The organism is Kitasatospora sp. CM 4170, from assembly GCF_032110285.1.
GTDB classification, from domain to species: Bacteria; Actinomycetota; Actinomycetes; order Streptomycetales; family Streptomycetaceae; genus Kitasatospora; species Kitasatospora aburaviensis.
The window spans coordinates 1,453,381-1,471,439 of the sequence record NZ_CP134877.1 but is presented as its reverse complement, the minus strand read 5'-3'; the positions used below and the strand labels follow the sequence as shown (position 1 = coordinate 1,471,439).

Annotated in this window: 15 protein-coding genes and 2 pseudogenes; 3 read left to right on the top strand and 14 right to left on the bottom strand. The window is 70.6% G+C overall.

The annotated features are described in order from the left end of the window. Window positions 1–27: 27 nt before the first annotated feature. From RMN57_RS06130 to RMN57_RS06100, 7 genes are all read right to left on the bottom strand, one after another. Window positions 28–207, bottom strand: coding sequence for a hypothetical protein (locus RMN57_RS06130; RefSeq protein ID WP_313762344.1), 180 nt, complete (start codon window positions 205–207; stop codon window positions 28–30). A 345-nt stretch (window positions 208–552) separates the two neighbouring features. Next, window positions 553–834 carry a MerR family transcriptional regulator gene (locus RMN57_RS06125; protein ID WP_313767727.1) on the bottom strand — a complete coding sequence of 94 codons (282 nt, stop codon included), beginning with the start codon at window positions 832–834 and terminating at the stop codon, window positions 553–555. 809 nt (window positions 835–1,643) lie between these two features. Next, a complete protein-coding gene (gene aspA / locus RMN57_RS06120) occupies window positions 1,644–3,053 on the bottom strand; it encodes an aspartate ammonia-lyase (protein ID WP_313762343.1) in 1,410 nt (469 codons plus the stop codon). Between the two features lie 37 nt (window positions 3,054–3,090). Beyond that, window positions 3,091–4,107, bottom strand: a complete 1,017-nt coding sequence (locus RMN57_RS06115; protein WP_313762342.1) for an asparaginase — start codon at window positions 4,105–4,107, stop codon at window positions 3,091–3,093. Between the two features lie 105 nt (window positions 4,108–4,212). Continuing rightward, a complete protein-coding gene (locus tag RMN57_RS06110; protein ID WP_313762341.1) occupies window positions 4,213–5,652 on the bottom strand; it encodes an amino acid permease in 1,440 nt (479 codons plus the stop codon). Beyond that, window positions 5,649–6,326, bottom strand: coding sequence for a FadR/GntR family transcriptional regulator (locus tag RMN57_RS06105; RefSeq protein ID WP_313767726.1), 678 nt, complete (start codon window positions 6,324–6,326; stop codon window positions 5,649–5,651). The genes RMN57_RS06110 and RMN57_RS06105 overlap by 4 nt, the downstream gene beginning before the upstream one ends. Window positions 6,327–6,412: 86 nt before the next feature. Beyond that, on the bottom strand, window positions 6,413–7,201 hold the full coding sequence (locus RMN57_RS06100; protein WP_313762340.1) for a gamma-glutamyl-gamma-aminobutyrate hydrolase family protein: 789 nt from the start codon (window positions 7,199–7,201) through the stop codon (window positions 6,413–6,415). 264 nt (window positions 7,202–7,465) lie between these two features. On the opposite strand from RMN57_RS06100, the gene RMN57_RS06095 reads away from it, so the two are divergent. Further along, window positions 7,466–8,374: a LysR substrate-binding domain-containing protein gene (locus RMN57_RS06095; protein ID WP_313762339.1), complete on the top strand. Its 909-nt coding sequence runs from the start codon at window positions 7,466–7,468 to the stop codon at window positions 8,372–8,374. Between the two features lie 260 nt (window positions 8,375–8,634). Here RMN57_RS06095 and RMN57_RS06090 read toward each other — a convergent pair whose 3' ends face one another. From RMN57_RS06090 to RMN57_RS06070, 5 genes and pseudogenes are all read right to left on the bottom strand, one after another. Beyond that, a complete protein-coding gene (locus RMN57_RS06090) occupies window positions 8,635–9,075 on the bottom strand; it encodes a DUF1931 family protein (protein WP_313762338.1) in 441 nt (146 codons plus the stop codon). Window positions 9,076–9,121: 46 nt separating this feature from the next. Beyond that, window positions 9,122–10,798, bottom strand: coding sequence for an FAD-dependent oxidoreductase (locus RMN57_RS06085; protein WP_313762337.1), 1,677 nt, complete (start codon window positions 10,796–10,798; stop codon window positions 9,122–9,124). A 33-nt stretch (window positions 10,799–10,831) separates the two neighbouring features. Next, complete coding sequence (locus RMN57_RS06080) at window positions 10,832–11,095, bottom strand: UBP-type zinc finger domain-containing protein (protein ID WP_313762336.1); 264 nt, start codon at window positions 11,093–11,095, stop codon at window positions 10,832–10,834. After that, complete coding sequence (gene trxA / locus RMN57_RS06075) at window positions 11,095–11,553, bottom strand: thioredoxin (RefSeq protein WP_313767725.1); 459 nt, start codon at window positions 11,551–11,553, stop codon at window positions 11,095–11,097. The genes RMN57_RS06080 and trxA overlap by 1 nt, the downstream gene beginning before the upstream one ends. A 99-nt stretch (window positions 11,554–11,652) precedes the next feature. Next, a pseudogene (locus RMN57_RS06070) lies at window positions 11,653–12,772 on the bottom strand (Hsp70 family protein); the annotation flags it as partial. A 567-nt stretch (window positions 12,773–13,339) separates the two neighbouring features. On the opposite strand from RMN57_RS06070, the gene RMN57_RS06065 reads away from it, so the two are divergent. Next, window positions 13,340–14,884, top strand: coding sequence for a helix-turn-helix domain-containing protein (locus RMN57_RS06065; protein ID WP_313762335.1), 1,545 nt, complete (start codon window positions 13,340–13,342; stop codon window positions 14,882–14,884). 202 nt (window positions 14,885–15,086) lie between these two features. Here RMN57_RS06065 and RMN57_RS06060 read toward each other — a convergent pair. Further along, window positions 15,087–15,230, bottom strand: a pseudogene (locus tag RMN57_RS06060) (exodeoxyribonuclease III); the annotation flags it as partial. 87 nt (window positions 15,231–15,317) lie between these two features. On the opposite strand from RMN57_RS06060, the gene RMN57_RS06055 reads away from it, so the two are divergent. Further along, window positions 15,318–16,901 (top strand): recombinase family protein, encoded by a 1,584-nt coding sequence (locus tag RMN57_RS06055; RefSeq protein ID WP_313762334.1) that lies wholly within the window; start codon window positions 15,318–15,320, stop codon window positions 16,899–16,901. Between the two features lie 93 nt (window positions 16,902–16,994). Here the strand turns inward: RMN57_RS06055 and RMN57_RS06050 are convergent, their stop codons facing one another. Continuing rightward, window positions 16,995–18,044, bottom strand: a complete 1,050-nt coding sequence (locus RMN57_RS06050; RefSeq protein WP_313762333.1) for a hypothetical protein — start codon at window positions 18,042–18,044, stop codon at window positions 16,995–16,997. Window positions 18,045–18,059 lie beyond the last annotated feature (15 nt).

Below are 18,059 nucleotides of genomic sequence, written 5' to 3'. Positions count from 1 at the left end.
ACGGGCCTGAGGCAGCAGCCATGGCGGTCAGGATCCCTGCGCCTGCTGTGCGGCAGCCGTGAGGGCCGGGCCGTCGCCCGGATCGCGCGGCCGGCGTTGGCGAGCAGGGTCGGCTCCGATGGCGGTGAGGGCGGAGCCCGCAGAGCCGAGGACCTCCGGCAGGTCCAGCATCAGCTCGCTGCGGATGCCACGGAAGCCGGTGCGCACGGCGACGACGGCGGGACGCGGAAGCAGGCGTGAGGGGCGGTCCGCTCAGGTCTTGGCCCGGGGCCCTGTCCAGCGCCGGTGATCCTTGGATCCGGCCGTCACCGGTGAGGCCGCGGCCGCAGCGACGGGTGCTCGTGTGGTCCGACGAGGGCGTGCGGCCCCCAGCCGTCGTGGCGGCCAGGGGCGTGTACCACAGGGCCCGCTTCATGCGCGGGGCGGCAGACTCGGCGGAGAACGGCGTGCGTCCGGTGTCAGAGTCCGAACGTCGCGGTGCAGGGCAGGGTGGCGGCCTGCGGTGAGCACGTGCCGCTCGCCGCAGGCCGGTCTCGTCGGCCTGGTGGCGGGTCAGGTGTCCGCGGTGGGCTCCTGGCGGTCCTGGGAGCGGCGGAGTTCTTCGTTGAGGCGCAGGGCTTCCTCGAGTTGGTCCTCGAGGATGACGATGCGGCAGGCGGCCTCGATCGGGGTGCCCTGGTTGACGAGGTCGCGGGCGCGCATGGCGATGCGCAGTTGGTAGCGGGAGTAGCGGCGGTGGCCGCCGTCGGAGCGTAGGGGGGTGATGAGGCGGTGTTCGCCGAGGGCTCGGAGGAAGCCGGGGGTGGTGCCGGTCATCTCGGCGGCGCGGCCCATGGTGTAGGCGGGGTAGTCGTCGTCGTCGAGCTTGTCGGGGCTGGCCGTTGTAGTCACTGCACCTCTCTGGTTCTCGAGGAGAACGCGTCGAGGGGCCCCGGGGCCGTGTCGGCTCCGGGGCCCCGAAGGGAACAACACCATCTACCGGCCTGGGCCGGTCCTTCTACTTCCGCACTGCCCCGGGGGGGTGTACGGGGATCGCGTATGCGTGACCGGAAACCACCGTCCTTGGGTTGGGGTCTGCGGTGTCCGCCCGGGCGAGTGTTCACGGGCCGGGCGATCCTGATGGCGCTTGCGCCCTCCGTTCATCCTCTGTACTGAACTGTCACTTTTCGGTACCGCTGGTACTGCACCTGCTGAACTGCGTACTGCTGGTGGGTGGCCGTGGCGGCCCACCCGGTCCGGCAGCCGGTCCCGTCGCCGTCGTGCACCTGCTTGGCTTCGGGGCTCCACTGCCGGACCGAACTGCGAACCTCTGTCCAACAACCCCGGCCAGTTCGTGTCTGGCCGGTATCGCCGACTGCTGTCTACGAGAGAAACCCTAGATCCGGCCGCGAGTAATGTCTACTCCGGCGCACATAGATTTTGCGGTGTCCGCGAGTGAGATGGTCTCCAGCTCGTCGCGGTCAGCCGGCTGTGGCCCACGGGCGGGCCTGTGCACGTAGCGGGGAGACGACGGCGGCGTAGCAGTTCCGGGCGGGTCGGGGACCCAGCGGTCCGCCCCGGAAGGCCGTCGTCATGACCCGGCACCGCCGCCCGATCCAGCAGGTCCGCACCCTCGGCATCGCTGATCCGCGCCGGGGCGGTCCTCAGACCACGCCCGCGCCGCTGCCGGCGATGACCTCGGGCCGCAGCAGGGCCGCGAGCCGCTCCGCGGGCAGCAGCCCCCGCTCCAGCACGAGTTCAGCGACGCCCCGGCCGCTGGCCAGGGCCTCCTTGGCGATGTCGGTGGCTGCGGTGTACCCGATGTGGGGGTTCAGGGCGGTCACCAGGCCGATGGAGTTCTCGACGGTCGCGCGCAGCGCCTCGACATTGGCGGTGATGCCGACCACGCAGCGCTCGGCGAGGGTGAGGCAGGCGGCGCGCAGGTGGGTGATGGACTCCGACAGCGAGTGCAGGATGATCGGCTCGAAGGCGTTGAGCTGGAGCTGCCCCGCCTCTGCGGCCATGGTGATCGCGACGTCGTTGCCGATCACCTCGAAGGCGACCTGGTTGACGACCTCGGGGATCACCGGGTTGACCTTGCCCGGCATGATGCTCGAACCGGCCTGCACTGGTGGCAGGTTGATCTCGCCGAGGCCCGCGCGCGGCCCGGAGGACAGCAGTCGCAGGTCGTTGCAGGTCTTGGACAGTTTGACGGCGATGCGCTTGAGGACGCCGGACATCTGGACGAACGCGCCGCAGTCCTGGGTGGCTTCGACCAGGTTGGCGGCGGTGACCAGGGGCAGCCCGGTGATGTCGGCGAGGTGGCGCCGGGCGGATTCGGCGTATCCGGCGGGGGCGTTCAGGCCGGTGCCGATCGCGGTGGCGCCGAGGTTGATCTCGTGGATCAGCTCGACGGCTTCCGCGAGCCGGCTGCGGTCCTCGTCGAGCATGACGGCGAAGGCGGAGAACTCCTGCCCGAGCGTCATCGGCACGGCGTCCTGCAACTGTGTGCGGCCCATCTTCAGGACGTCGCGGAACTCGACGGCCTTGTGGGCGAAGGCGTCCTGGAGGACGGCCATCGCGTCGAGCAGGCCGCGCACGGCGAACACGGTCGCGATCCGGACGGCGGTCGGGTAGACGTCGTTGGTGGACTGGCCGAGGTTGACGTCCTCGTTGGGGTGCAGGTGGCGGTACTCGCCCTTGGCGTGTCCCAGCAGCTCCAGCGCCCGGTTGGCGAGGACCTCGTTGGCGTTCATGTTGGTCGAGGTGCCGGCCCCGCCCTGGATGACGTCCACGACGAACTGGTCGTGCAGCTTGCCGCCGCGGATCTCGCGGCAGGCGGTGGCGATCGCGGCGGCCTTCGCGGGTTCCAGCAGGCCGAGTTCCTCGTTGGCGAGGGCGGCTGCCTCCTTCACGGCGGCCAGGGCGTCGATCAGGTGCGGGTAGGCGGAGATGGGCGTGCCGGTGATGGGAAAGTTCTCGGTGGCGCGCAGGGTGTGGACGCCCCAGTAGGCGTCGGCGGGGACGTCGCGGTCCCCGAGCAGGTCGTGTTCGCGGCGGGCGGCGGCGGTCATGGGTGTGCGGGTCCTCTTCTCGGAGTGGTGGTTCGGGTCACGGGCGGGCGAGCAGGCCCGAGGGGTCCAGCGCGGCCACCGGCCGCACACCGCCGACCGGCCGGCCGCCGCCGCACGCCGGCTCGCCCGCGAAGCCGGTCAGCAGCCGCGGGTCGACTCCCGCCAGCGCCAGGGCGGCTGCCGCCACCGGGATGCGCGCCCGGTTCGCCCCGTCGGCGATCTTCAGGGCGACGGCGCGGCCGTCCGGCAGCGCGGCGATCTGGACGCCCTCGAAGCCGTCCTTGGCGATCAGCCCGGGCACCGCGTGCATGAGTCGGGCCACGTCCCGTCCGGCGCCGGAGGCCATCTCCGGGTGGCCGCGCAGCGCGTCCGCCACCCGGAACTCAGGTGTCCCGGGCGCGCCGGTGGCGATGCGCGCGGCGGCACGGGCCAGGCCGTGCAGGGAGACGGCGAACAGGGGGGTGCCGCAGCCGTCCACGGTGGCGTGCGCGATGCGCTGGCCGGTGAGGTCCTCCACGGCTTCCGCGATCATCCGTTGGAGCGGGTGCTCAAGGGCGTCGTAGTCCTGCAGAGGCCACCCGTTGAGCCGGCACAGGTGGAGCATGGCGGCGTGCTTGCCGGAGCAGTTCTGGGCGATGCGGGAGGGCGGGCGGTCCTCCCGGATCCAGGTGTCGCGAACGGCCGGGTCGTACGGCAGGTCTGGGACGTTGCGCAGGTCGTCCTCGGTGAGGTCGGCGAGCGCCAGGATCCGCCGGGCGGCGGCGAGGTGGCGTTCCTCGCCCGAGTGGCTGCCCATCGCGAGGGCGAGCAGTTCGCCGTCGAGCGGCAGTCCCGCCCGGACCATGGCGACGGCCTGGACGGGCTTGAGGGCCGATCGCGGGAAGAACGCGGCCTCCACGTCGCCGAGATGGAACCGGAGTTCGCCGTCGCCGTCGAGGACGACGACGGAGCCGTGGTGGGTGCTCTCGACCACGCCGCCTCGGGTGAGGTGGGCGACGGGCGCGTGGCGGGGCTCGCGGATCGCGGGCGTGTCCGCGAGGGGGCTGGTGAGCATGGCTGCCTCGATCGTGATGGCTTGGGGCTGCTGACCTGGGTGCCTGACGGCGGCGGCCCGGGCGGACGCGCGGTGGGTCCGCGGATCCGCCCGGGCCGCCAGGGTTCAGTCGTCGGTTCCGGCGGCGGTGCGCGCGATGCGCCCGCGGATCGCGTACCAGCCGGCGACGAGCACGGCGGCGATGAGCGGTACGCACAGCACGGTGGTTCGTCCGGCGCCGCCGTCGGCGTACATGAGGACCAGGACGGCGACGAGGAAGGCCAGCGTCACGAGTTCGGTCCAGGGCGAGCCGGGCAGGCGGTAGTCGGGGCGGGTCAGTTCGCCGGCCGTGGTCTTCCGCCAGAACAGCAGGTGACAGACCATGATCATGCTCCAGGTGGCGATGATGCCGATGGCCGCGAGGTTGAGCACGATCTCGAAGGCGTCGGCGGGGACCACGAAGTTGAGGCCGACGCCGAGGACGCACATGCCGCTGGTGAGCAGGATGCCGCCGTAGGGCACCTGGGTGCGGCTCATCCGTGCGGTGAAACGCGGGGCCGATCCGTTGACGGCCATGGAGCGCAGGATGCGGCCGGTGGAGTAGAGGCCGGAGTTGAGTGAGGACATCGCCGCGGTGAGGACGACCAGGTTCATCACACTGCCCGCCGCCGGGACACCGATGTGGGAGAGCACCGTCACGAAGGGACTCTGGCCGGAGGTGTACCTGTTCCACGGCATCAGCATCGACAGCAGCACGACCGAGCCGACGTAGAACAGGCCCACGCGCCACATGATCGAGTTGATCGCCTTCGGCATGATCTTCTCGGGGTTCTCGGTCTCCCCGGCCGTCACACCGACCAGTTCGACGGAGGCGTAGGCGAAGACGACGCCCTGGATGATCAGCAGCATCGGCAGCAGCCCGTTGGGGAAGATCCCGCCGTTGTCGGTGATCAGGGACGGGCCGGGCACGGCGCCGTCGACCGGGTGCTGGGTGACGAGCAGGAAGATCCCGATGCCCATGAAGACGACCAGGGCGCTGACCTTGACGATGGCGAACCAGAACTCCAGTTCGCCGAAGATCCGCACCGAGATGAGGTTCACGGTGAGCACCACGGCCAGCGCTATGAGTGCGATCACCCATTGCGGGACGTTCGAGAACAGGTGCCAGTAGTGGGTGTACGTGGCGACGGCGGTGATGTCGGCGATGCCGGTGGTCGCCCAGTTGAGGAAGTACATCCAGCCGGCGGTGTAGGCGCCCTTCTCTCCCAGGAACTCCCGGGCGTACGAGACGAAGGCGCCGGAGGAGGGGCGGTACAGGACGAGCTCGCCGAGCGCGCGGACGACGAGGAACGCGAAGACGCCGCAGACGGCGTACGCGACGAACAGGGAGGGCCCGGCGTCGGCGAGCCGTCCGCCGGCGCCGAGGAACAGCCCGGTGCCGATCGCGCCGCCGATGGCGATCATGTTGACGTGCCGGGCTTTCAGGGACTTGCTGTAGCCGGTGTCGCCGGCGTCGACGTGACGGGTCGTGGGGCGCTTCTCGTCTTTGAGGAACTGCTCGCTCACGCCTCGGCTCTGCCTTCTCTTGAGGTGTCCGCGCGCTGGGGGCGCACGATGTCGGTGAGGGTGGCCTCCACGCGGTGGAGGTGGTGGGACATCGCCTCGACGGCGTCGGACTCGGAACCGTCGATCAGGGCCTCGACGATCGCGCGGTGCTCGCAGTTGGACTGCTCGCGCCGACCGCCGAGTTCGTTGAGGAGGGTCGACTGACGCGCCAGTGCGTCACGGATCTCCTCGATCACCCGGCGGAACACCGGGTTGCCGGAGGCCTCGGCCACCGCCAGGTGGAACACGGTGTCCAGGGCGACCCACGCGGTGGTGTCGGTCTCCCGTTCCATCCGGTCGAGCAGGTGGGCCAGGTGGTCCAGGTCCTCCGGGGTCCGGCGCAGCGCCGCGTAGCCGGCGACCGGGATCTCGACGTGCCGGCGCACCTCCAGGAGGTCGCTGGCGGCGTAGTCGCCGAAGGTGGGGTCCTCGACCGTGTTCGCCACGACGAAGGTGCCCTTGCCGGTCTTCGAGACGGTCAGGCCCATGGCCTGCAGGGCACGGAGCGCCTCCCGCAGCACGGGCCGGCTGACCTCCAGGGTCCGGCACAGCTCCGCTTCCGAGGGGAGCTTGTCCCCCACGGCGTACTGACCGCGCTCGATGGCGCTGCGCAGGTGGCCGAACACCGCTTCCATCGCGCTGACGCGCCGCGGGACCGAGCCACCTGTCTGGCTGTCTGACAGGTTCACAGGGTGATCCTGGGGGGCGGAGCTCCGCGGTGTCAAGACATCGGGGTCGGCGGAGTGGCCTCCGGTGTACTCCGCCGGATGCGCACCTTGCTCTCGGCGATGCGACCCGGAGCGGGGTGCGGGGCCGACCTGGCCGCGGCCACCAGGGCGTGCACCACGGCCGAATCGAAAGCCATTTCGGGGTGCCACTGCACGCCGAGCGCGAAGCGGTGCCGGGTGCTCTCGACCGCCTCGACGGTGCCGTCCGCCGTGCGGGCGCCCACGATCAAGCCGGCCCCGAGGGAGTCCACCGCCTGATGATGGTGCGTGGCTACCTGGCGGGTCCCCGGAAGGAGTGCGCCGATCCGGGTCCCCGGCACCGTGGTGACGGCATGGGGCGAGAAGTGGCCGCCGTGCAGGTTGTGCCCGTGATGACCCACCGTTTCGGGGAGGTGCTGGATCAGGGTGCCGCCGGCATGCACGTTCATCAACTGCATTCCCCGGCACACTCCGAGCACCGGTATGTCACGCGCGAGAGCCTCGGTCAGCACAGCCCACTCCCACTGGTCGCGCTCGCGGACCGGCGGTCCCGTGCACGGATGCGGCTGCGCCCCGTACAGTGCGGGATCCACGTCCTCGCCGCTGGTCAGGACGATCGCGTCCAGGCGCGCGACGACGTCGGCCGCGGCTTCCGGCGCGGCCGGCGGCAGCAGGACCACACCGCCGCCCGCCGCCTGGAGACAGCTGATGTACGCCGCCGGCAGCAGCGCGGCGGGCAGCTCCCATTCCCCCCACTGAGCGTCGGCGAGGTAGGTGGTCAGTCCGATGAGCGGCTTGGGCATACCACTTCCTTTCAGAGGCGGGAGTCGATCGTCGACGGCCGTCTCCTCCGCAGCCCACCCGCCCGACGGACGCGGGGTCAGGAGGCTGCGGAAGAGGGGGTGCACGGCCCTGCGGGCGCACGAACGCGCCCGACGAGGGAGGTGGTGGGTCGCGGCCCGGGCGCGGAGGCTTGCGCATCCGGGCCGCGAGCAAGAATCCTGCTGCCGTTCATGCTTAAGCACAAGAAAAGACATCTTCGCGACAGATAAGTGAGCCTTAACGCCGTGCAGAAACTCGACCCCCGGTTGCTCGCCACCCTCGAAGCCGTGGTCCGCCACCGCTCCTTCAACGCCGCCGCACGCGAGCTGGGCTACAGCGCGCCTGCCGTCTCGCAACAGATCGCCGAACTCGAACGCCGCGCCGGCCTCATCCTGATCGAGCGCCGTCCCGTGCGCGCCACCCCGGCCGGCACGGTCCTCCTCGACGCCGAACAGCGCGTCCGAAGCGCACTGGCGGCGGCGTCCGTAGAACTCGACGCCATGCGTGCGGGCACAGCCGGACGGATCAGGCTCGGCGCCTTCGCCTCCGCCGCCGCCGGCATCGTCCCGCAGGCGCTGGCAGAGCTTCACGCGACCTATCCCGATGTACGGGTCAGCCTCTCCCAGGTGGAGCCCGAAGCCGGCTACAGCCGGCTCAAGCGGGGAGACATGGACCTGGCCCTCAGCTACGACTACGACTTCATCCCGATGCCACCGCCCCGGACGCTGCGCCGAACCCTGGTCGCACGGGACCCGGTCGTGGCGGTCGTCCCGGCCGACCACCCCCTCGCCCACCGGGACGTCATCGACCTGGCCGGCCTCGCGGCCGAGACCTGGATAGCGGCTCCGGAAGCCGCGTTGCGCCTGGAACTGCTCGCTCAGATGGCCAGGACGCCGGGCTTCCAGGCCCGCCTGGAATACGACGGCGACGACTTCAACACCGTGCTCGGCTTCGTGGCCGCCGGCCTGTGCGTCGCCGTCATGCCGCGGCTGGCACTCCCCCCGGGTAGCACCCAGGTCGTGGCGCGCCCCCTCGCCGACCCGGAGCTGACGCGCTTCATCTACACCGTCCGCATCGACACCCGGCACGCCCCACGCGCCGTCCTGGGCCTGGAACGGATGCTCGCCGCGCAGGCGCTGGCCGCCCTCTCATGAGGCGGGGCAACGCATCGGCGAGTTCGGACTTCGAACGTCGCCGGCCCCCCCCTGCGGGCCGGTCCCTCCGGGTAGCCTCTCACCCCTCCGGTCGGACAGTCCGGTCGGCGGTGAGCCGCTCCCGCCACTCGGCCACGGCGACGGGGGACATCGCCGCGAGACGGGCGATCACCTCGTCGTCCCGCCCGTCGGTCCAGCTGATGACCCGGGTCAGGACGGTGTTCCGGACCAGGCGGACCTCCGGTCTGGTGGCTGCCCGCTCAGATCAGCAGGTCGAAGAGTTCGAAGGCCTCGTCCCACTGGTCCGTGGAGGGGCGGCAGGTGTCGCGGGCGATGGTTTTGAGGGCGCGGGCGAGGGCGACGCTGAGGCCGCCGGCCAGGTCGGGCAGCCGCTGTTGGGTGTCCTCGGCGGCCTCCATGCCGAGGGTCGGGCGGGCGGCGAGCTGGTCGAGCAGGGGGCGCAGTTCGATGCCCTCCTCCAGCTTGTCGAAGGCGTGGATGCTCTCCTGCAGGCCTTTGGTGACCGGGAGGTCCTGCGGCTCGATGACGTCCCGGCCGTTGGCCTTGGCACTGGCCGTGCCGATGAGGAAGAGGTCGTAGAGCTTGGCGTCCACGAAGTCGTTGTAGCGCTTGAGGTCGTTCTTGTGGACATCGAGGCCGGCGGCTGCGCGGAAGAAGCGCTCGAACTTGGGAATACCCATGACGGGCATGGCATGTTCCTTTCTTGCGTCGATGGACGAGCTGAGGTCATCGGATGGCGGGTGGTCTCACCTCCTCGAGGTGCTCGTGGGCCAGGCGGACGGCCATGGCGCCCTCGCCCACTGCGGAGGCCACCCGCTTGACCGAGCCGCTGCGGACGTCGCCGACGGCGAAGACCCCCGGCAGGCCGGTCTCCAGGGCGAGTGGGGCCCGGCCCAGGGGTTTCCAGAGGTCCGCTGCCACATGGGCCACGTCCTGCCCGGTCGGAATGAAGCCGCGGGGGTCCAGAGTGACGGCGCCCGTGAGCCAGGAGGTGGCAGGGCGCGCCCCGATGAAGACGAACAGGGCACGGGCCTCCAGCACCTGCTGCTCGCGGGTGCGGTTGTCCTGGACGACGACGGCTTCGACCCGGTCCTCGCCGGTGACCTCCTGGACCTCGGTGTGCAGCCGGACGTGGATCCGCGGGTTCTGCTCGATCCGGTCGATCAGATAGCGGGACATGTTGCGGCCCAGGTCTTCGCCGCGGACCAGCAGGTGCACGGCGGGCGACTCGCGCGCCAGGAACAGGGCTGCCTGGCCGGCGGAGTTGCCGCCGCCGACGACGGCCACCGTGTCAAGACGGCAGGTCCGCGCCTCCCAGAGGGTGGCGGCGTAGTGGACCCCGAGTCCTTCGAACCGCTCGACGCCGCGGGCGGGCAGCCGCCGGTAGCGTGCGCCGGTGGCGACCACCACGTTGTTGGCGGCGACCGTGCTGCCGTCGGTGAGCCGTACCACGTTGGCACCGTCGCGCTGTTCGAGGCCGGCGGCCTCGGCGGGTACGGTGATCCGGGCGCCGAACCGGGTGGCCTGCACGACGGCGCATTCGGCGAGCTCCATGCCGGAGATCCCCGCGGGGAAACCGAGGTAGTTCTCGATCCGGGAGGACGTGGCGGCCTGGCCGCCGGTCGCCACCGCGTCCAGGACGACGGTGGAGAGCCCCTCGGAGGTGCCGTACACTGCTGCGGCCAGGCCTCCGGGCCCCGCGCCGACCACCACGAGGTCGAGGACTGCCCTCGCTACGGTCTCGGTCCGCAGCCCGATCACCTGGGCGAGTTCGGCGTTGGAGGGATTGCGCAGCACCCGGTGCTCGTGCCAGACGACAATCGGAGTCTCCTCCGGAGCGATGCCGAGACGCGTCAGCAGCGCCTCGGCCTCGGTGTCCTTCTCCAGATCGGCCCAGCGGTGCGGGAGGCGGTTGCGGGCGGCGAAGTCCAGCAGGCGCCGGGTGTCGGGGGAGAAGGCGGAGCCGATGATACGGAAGCCCGTGCCCGCGCCGGCCAGGATCGTGCGGCGCAGCAGGTAGGCCCGCAGGATCACGTCGCCGAGCGCGGGTTCTCGGCTGAGCAGGTCGCGCAGGGCGGCCAGAGCCACCGCGAGAACCTCGCCGGGCGTGCTCACCAGCGCGCCGAGGAGGGCGGTCTGGCCCTCCAGTACGCCGAGTTCGCCGAGGAAGCTGCGCGCCTCGTGCAGGTGGACGAGCTGCTGCTGCTCGCTGTGGCCTTCGACCACGGCCACCGTGCCGCTGAGGACCACGAAGAACTCCTCGGTGGGGTCGCCCGCCCGGAAGAGTTGTTCCCCCTCGCGGACCGGCCTTACCTGTCCGCAGGGTCTCAGGATCGCGATCTGGTCGTCCGACAGCAGCGGATAGGCGCTGTAGACGTCAGCTGTCGGCGTGAGCGTCGGCACGATGGACTCCCTTCGGTGGAAACGGACGTCGGCTCAGACCATCGCCTCGTGTGCGAAACACCACCGCCAGTCCTCGCCGGGTTCGAACGACCGGACAATCGGGTGCCCGTGGGTCGCCGCGTGACCGCGGGCGTGCCGCATCGGCGAGGAGTCGCAGCAGCCGACGTTGCCGCAGGTCAGGCAGAGACGCAGGTGCAGCCACGGAGTCCCCGTGCGCAGGCAGGCCTCGCAGCCCTGCGGTGTTCTGGGCGCCACGGGCCGAACCATGGACAGGTGCGGGTCGGGAAGGCTGGTCATCATGGGCTCCCGGAGGTGGAGTCGGCCGGTCCGCGGGACGCAGAGAGTGACTCGCCCACCCACCGGCGCAGCGCGTTGGCGGGCGCGGCTCCGGTCTGGCGGGCGACGGGCCTGCCGCGGTCGAGGATCAGCAGGGTGGGTACGGCTTGGACCTCGAACCGCCGCGCCAGAGCCGGCGACTTGTCGATGTCGACCTTCACGAGCTTGATCCGGCCGGCCAGATCCTTGGCGACCTGTTCGAGGGCTGGGCTCACCATGCGGCAGGGACCGCACCAGGTGGCCCAGAGGTCGACGAGCACGGGTAGGCTCGCCTGCTCGGCGACCTCCCCGAAGTCGGCGTCGCCCGCTTCGGCGATCCACGGCAGCGGGGCCCGGCAGTTTCCGCAGCGCGGGCTGCCCTCCGCCGCGGCGGGTACACGGTTGGTCCGGCAGCAGTTGGTGCAGGCGACCGTCGGCAGCGGGGCCCCGGCGCCGTCGCTACTGCCGTCACGGGCCCTGCGGGCGGCGCGGCCTTCCGGAGACCCCAACCGCACCTACCACTGGTCCGGCCAGATCGACCCGGACGGCAAGGCGGGCGGCCCGGCGTACGACGGCGGCGACGAGACGCTCATGTTCGGGTCCTTGCCGCCGGTCAGCCGGCGGACCAGGTTCTGCACGGCCGGGATGCGGGTCGAGCCGCCGACGAGGATGACCTCGTCGATGTCGTTGTCGGTGACCTTGGCGTCGCCCATCGCAGTCCTGACCGGCTCGAGACAGCGCTCCACCAGATCCGAGGTGATCTGCTCGAAGGTGGAGCGGCGGACCGTCTCGGTGAGGTGCTTCGGCCCGGAGGCGTCCGCCGTGACGAACGGCAGGCTCACCTGGGTCTGGCTGACCGAACTCAGCTCGGTCTTCGCCTTCTCGGCCGCCTCGAACAGGCGCTGCAGAGCCTGCGGGTCCTTGCGCAGGTCGATGCCCTCGGCCTTCTGGAAGCCGTCCGCCAAGTGGTCCACCAGACGGCGGTCGAAGTCGTCGCCACCCAGGTGGGAGTCGCCCGCCGTGGCGCGGACCTCCACCACACCGTCGCCGACGTCCAGCAGGCTGACGTCGAACGTGCCGCCGCCGAGGTCGAAGACCATGACCGTCTCGTGGCCCTTCTTGTCCAGCCCGTAGGCCAGCGCTGCGGCGGTCGGCTCGTTGATGATCCGCAGCACGTCGAGGCCGGCGATCCTCCCGGCGTCCTTGGTGGCCTGGCGCTGGGCGTCGTTGAAGTAGGCAGGCACGGTGATGACCGCCTCGGTCACCTTCTCGCCGAGCGACTTCCCGGCGTCGTCGGCGAGCTTGCGCAGCACCTGCGCGCTGATCTCCTCCGGCGCGTACTGCTTTCCCCTCACCTCGAAGCGGGCCACCCCGCCGGGCCCCTCCACGACGTCGAAGGACACCGCCTTGGCCTCGTCGGAGATCGTCGTAGCGACGTCCGATGAACCGCTTCGCGGAGGTGATGGTGCCCTTGGGGTTGAGGATCGACTGCCGACGCGCGAGCTGTCCGACCAGCCGCTGGCCGTCATCGGAGAAGGCCACCACCGACGGGGTCGTCCTGGCTCCCTCCGCATTCGGGACGACCGAGGGCTCACCGCCCTCCCATACCGCGATCACCGAGTTGGTGGTGCCGAGATCGATGCCAACTGCCTTCGCCATGGGAATCTCCTCCGTCGCGACGCGGGACCGGTCGGCGGGCAGCCAGCCGTACGGACGGCTCGCCACACCCATGAGCAGCCTCGCGCGGTACGCGGCACACTTCCTCGCCTCGGCAGGACCAATCCGCGCTGCGGTTCCGGTCCCCGAGGACAGGGACCGGACGTCGTGGGAACGCGTGTCGAGCGGCGTAGCGGGTAGACGGTAAGGACTTCCGAGCCGCGCATGGACCTGCTATGGACGCTGTGCCTTTTCGAACCACCGGTCTCCTCCGCCCCGTCCCGCAGCCGGCGGCCGCGCAGCACGCTCTGCTACGCCTGGTGACGGTCATGCTCGACGGCGAGGACGAGCGCGAGGTGCTGTGGGGGCCATGGCGGCGATCGCCGCCACCGGCCCTTTCACCGCCGAAGCGGCCTATGCCACAACGGTCTGGCGCGGCGCTGCTCACCACGCCGGGTGGCTTCCACCGCGGTCACCCGGCCGGGGGATGCGGCGGCGCGGGATCCTGAAACGCGGGATCCTGAAAGGGGCCCCGCCGGCGAAGCCCCTGGTGAAGCAGCCACTGCCCGCGTGGAGGCCGCCGACCGGCTCGACCGGCGGATCGACTCCCTGGACGGCCACAGCCACCACCTGCACAAGCCGGGCGGACCGTGGGCGTGGGCCATCGCACTGCGGTACCGGGAAACCTGCCTCGGCTATCTCGTCGTCCGGTCCCCGACCACACCCTCGGCTGAAGAGACCGCGCTGACCGATCTGCTCGCGCGGCAGACCGGGATAGTCCTCGCGCGCCTCACCGGGCGCCTGGGCGAGCCGGCCGCCGGGTCGGGGGACATGCGGGCGAGCGGGGACCTGTCCGACACCGGGAACCCACCGGAGCCCGAGAACGGCTCGACCACCGTGGACCTCGGCAAGAGAACTGCCTCCGCCCTGGCCTCGCGGCTCGCCACCTACGACGCGCTCTCCCGCGCCGCCGTCTCCGGCAGAGGCGAGGCGGGAATCCTCCAGACCCTGCACGAGCGCACAGGATTCGCGACCCTCACCGAGGACAGCTTCGGCAACCCGCGGGCCTGGGCAGGTCCCTGCGCGGGCGCCCCCCGGAGCGGAGTCGGCAGCGGAACCCGCCCCGAGTCGGAGAACCGGCGCCGGGACACCCTGATGCACCGCGCGCGGCGCCAGCCCGGCGCCGTCCGGGACCGTGACCGGCTGGTCGTGCCAATAGAGATGGCGGGAGACCTGCTCGGTGTCATCGTGCTGGAGGATCCGGACCAGCGGGCGACGGAGGCGGACACCTCGGCGCTCGAACAGGCCGCTCGGGTGCTGGCTCCCCTTCTCTTCCACGAGCGCAGACTGGCTGAGCTGGAGCCCCACCTGCGCCGCGACCTGGTCGACCGGCTGGTCTCAGGTGAGGGGACCAAGGACGCCTTCACGCAGGCAGCAGCCCTGGGCCACGACCTGCACCGGCCGCACAAAGTCGCCGTACTGGAGTGGCCGGGGGCACCCGAGGGGGCCGCGCTCTGCGATGCGGTGACACGGGCGGCGGAACGGTTGAGCCGGGACGTGCTCGTCGGCTCACGTGGCGCGACGGTTGTCGTCCTGATGACCGGTGAGGACCCGGGTCATCCGGGAGACGAGCTGTACAAGGCCGTCTCAGAGGACCTGGGCACCGGCGCAGGCGCGATCGGGGTCGGCGGCCAGTGCGAGGTCCTCGCCGATCTGCCGCACTCCTACGACGAGGCCGTCCGTGCCCTCGCCGTCCGCCGCCGCTCCCAGGACCCATACGGCAGCACCGCCTTCGACGAGCTGGGCCTATGCCGCATGATGGGCACCGGCGCAGGCGAGCGGGAATCCGACCTCTTCGTCCACGTATGGCTGGGCCGGCTGCTGGACTGGGACGCCCAGCACCACACCGAGCTGGTAATGACACTTTCGCGCTACCTGGAGAGCGGCTGCAGCTACGACGCGACCTCCGAGATGCTCCTCATCCACTGCAGCACGGTCCGCTACCGCCTCCAGCGCATCGGCGAGATCACCGGCCACGACCTCGGCGTCGTGGAGACACGCCTCAATCTGCACATTGCCACCCACATCCACAACGTCCTCGACCCACCGCGTTGAGTCGCGAGCGAGCCAGGGCGTCCGGCTTTGCAGAACGAGTCGTTTCCCTGAGCGGCGCCCGGCCTGTCCACTGCCAACGGGTGGAAGCTTCGCCGTGTTGGGTGCGGCGCGGTGATGGGCAAGCGAACGCCTTGGTGCTGCCCTGCCCGGGTGTGGCTGTGACCGGGAGGGCCTCACCTGGGTGCTCCATCTTCCCCCAGTACTATACGAGTTGGCCGAAATCGAAGACCGCGGTGACCGGTGCGTGGTCGGACCAGCGCTCGGCGTGCGAGGCGGGCCGCTCGACGTAGGCCTCGATGCAGGTGGCCGCGAGTCCCTGACTGGCCATCAGATAGTCAATCCTCCAGCGGAACGACGGCTTTTGTAAAAGGTCCACCCGTTCGAGTGCAGGTTGTTCGAGGGTGTCTGCTGGCCTGGGCGGTAGGGGCCTCCTATGGGCAGCATGACAGCTTTGGCGCCGGTTCGGGCGGTGGTTGGTTCGCGTGTGTCGGACACGCACGGGGACGAGGGCAAGGTCTCGCACCTGGTACAGGCGGAGTCGGCGACGCGGCACGCGCTCTCGAAGGAGTGGGAGATCGTCGGGTCCTTCGAGGACCTGGACGTCTCTGCCCAGATCACCCCGTGGGAGCGTCCCGACCTGGGGCCGTGGCTCACCGAGCGCCAGGGCGACTGGGACGCGTTGGTGTGGGCGAAGGTCGACCGGGCATTCCGGTCGGCCAAGGACTGCGCGGACGTGGCGCACTGGGCGGAGGAGAACCACAAGGTTCTGGTCTTCACCGACGACGGCATCACACTCGACTACCGAGAGGGCCGCGAGTCGTCGTTCGGGAACGAGCTGGCCAAGACATTCCTGATGCTGGCATCGATCTTCGCCGAGATGGAGCTCAAGCGGATCAAGGCCCGCGTCACGGCGGCGCACAAGCACCTGCGAAAGACGGACCGCTGGGCCGGCGGCCAGCCGCCGTACGGGTACCGGATCGTCGACCGGCCCGGTGGCGGTCGCACCCTGGAGCCGGACCCGGTCACCTCCGAAGCCGTGCGTTACATGGGCAAGCTCCTTCTGGAGGGGCAGAGCCAGTGGATGATCGCCACGGCCCTGGAGGCGGCTGGCTTCGACACCCCGTCGATGCACGCGTACAAGAACCAGGGCGAGACGTACTCGAGCAAGCGCAAGACGCCGCCGTCGAACCACTGGAACCCCACCAGTGTGGGCAAGATCCTGCGCTCGCCGGCGACGATGGGCGTGAAGCTGACCGGCCGCTCGGTGAAGGCGCGCAAGGTCGCCCGTGATGCGAAGGGCCTGCCGATCCGCATGGCGAAGCCTCTGTTCACGGAGGAAGTATGGGCAGCGGTCCAGGCTGCAATGGACGAGCGGTCGATTACGAAGGAGCGCTCCAACGGCGCCTCGCCCTGGCTCGGCGTGCCGCACTGCGACCGCTGCGGCGACCGGTTCTACAGGCAGGTGAACCTCGCCAAGAACGGCAAGATCTACGAGTACTACCGCTGCGCGAAGACGGCCGGCAAACCGGCCTGTAAGGGCCAGTCCGTGAAGGGCGAGCGCGTCACCGCCGCGATCACCGCGCTGGTCGAGCGCCTGGCCGGCCTCGCGATGACGGTGCGCAGGTTCATCCCAGGTGAGGACCACACTGAACAGCTCAACCACGTCACCCAGGCCATGCGCGATCTGCGCGAGGAGAAGCTCCGCAACCTGTTCGACTACCCCGGCGGCGACGACGAGTACTCCGAAGCCCTCGAAGTCCTCGTCGACGAACGCCGCCGCCTCGCCGCTCTCCCACAACGCCCCTCCGCCTGGATTGAGGTCGAAACCGGACGGACCTTCGCCGACGCCTGGGCCCAGGCCGACCAGGAACACCGCCGCCAGCTCCTCCTCGGCCTCAAGGCCCGCCTCTACATGACACCCACCAACGAAGGCTGGTACCTGCCCACCGACCTTGGTGCCCGGCTACAGCAACTGGAGGGCGCTGCGAACCGGGCGGTTGGTGTGTGGCGCTTGTGATCGCCATAGCCCCGGGTTGGATACCTGGCAGGGGCGCCTGCTGGAGAGCGGCCGCCGTCGACGACATCATGGGCGGAACCGGTGTTCTCCGCCTTACGACTCCGGTTCCAGCCGCATAACGACGTCTCGGATGACGATCGGTGCGGATGCCTGTTGGGACAGGACGTCCAGCAGGTCGGGGCGGATCACCACGGCGCAGCCGGTCGTCCGCGGCCACGGGAGGCGGTAGGCGCTGCGCTCGTGCTCGGTGCGCCAGCAGATGAGCCGCAGGGCCGGACCGTGGTCGTCGTCCAGTGTCAGCGGGGCTCCGGGCCTCAGGCGCAGTGCGGCACGCAGCCTTGGGGTGGGTGTTAGTGCGAAGCCGGGCAGTCCCAGGCCTTGGGCTGCGTCTGCGGCGGCGGTCATTGCGCGGTCGAGGCCGAGGAGCGGGGTTCCCGGCGGGATGTCAGCGTCGGGGTACTGCCCCAACGGTCGGGTCCACTCCTCAAGGTCTCCGTTCAAGAGGAAGGGCGGAGCGCTGCCTTGCTGGTTCCTGGTGCCCGTCACTTCCGGGCCCGAGAAGGTCACGACGGTTAGGCCGGTCGTCCTGGTTTCTGGTGACAGGAACCTGCGTTCCTCCACGGAAGCGAGGATGTGCCAGCTCGGGAGGGCCCGTCCGATGAGGGTGGCGGCTCGCGCCAGTGGCCGTGTGGAGATGGTCTCGGCGGTTGTTCCGGCTGCCGGGGTGCCCTGGTCGGACGGGTCATCCGGGCCGGGTGGCAGAGGAAGGTCGGGGCGCGGCCAGCGTGCTTCTTCGAAAGCCAGCGGGATGCGGGGGTCGTCTGTCAGTACGGTGGCCAGCTGATCCTCCCAAATTGCCGGATCGCTCACACCCAGGCCCTGCGAGACCCTGTGTGCGCGGCTACCTGCTGCCACCCTGTGGATCGCCTCTTCGATGGTCTCGTCGATGGCGAGGTAAGCGTCTGGCATCTCACTCTCGTCGGCACTGCGGTTGGCGCGGCGCTGGGCCTTGTTCCTCTCGATGGTGCGCTCGGTGTCGACCTCGCGGCGGACCTTGGCGAGGACCGCTCGGATCAGCCCGGGCTGCAGTTGCTCGGCTTCGCTCAGCCGCGCGCGGGCCACTTCTGCGACCATCCCCTTCACGAAGCGGTCTTTCTG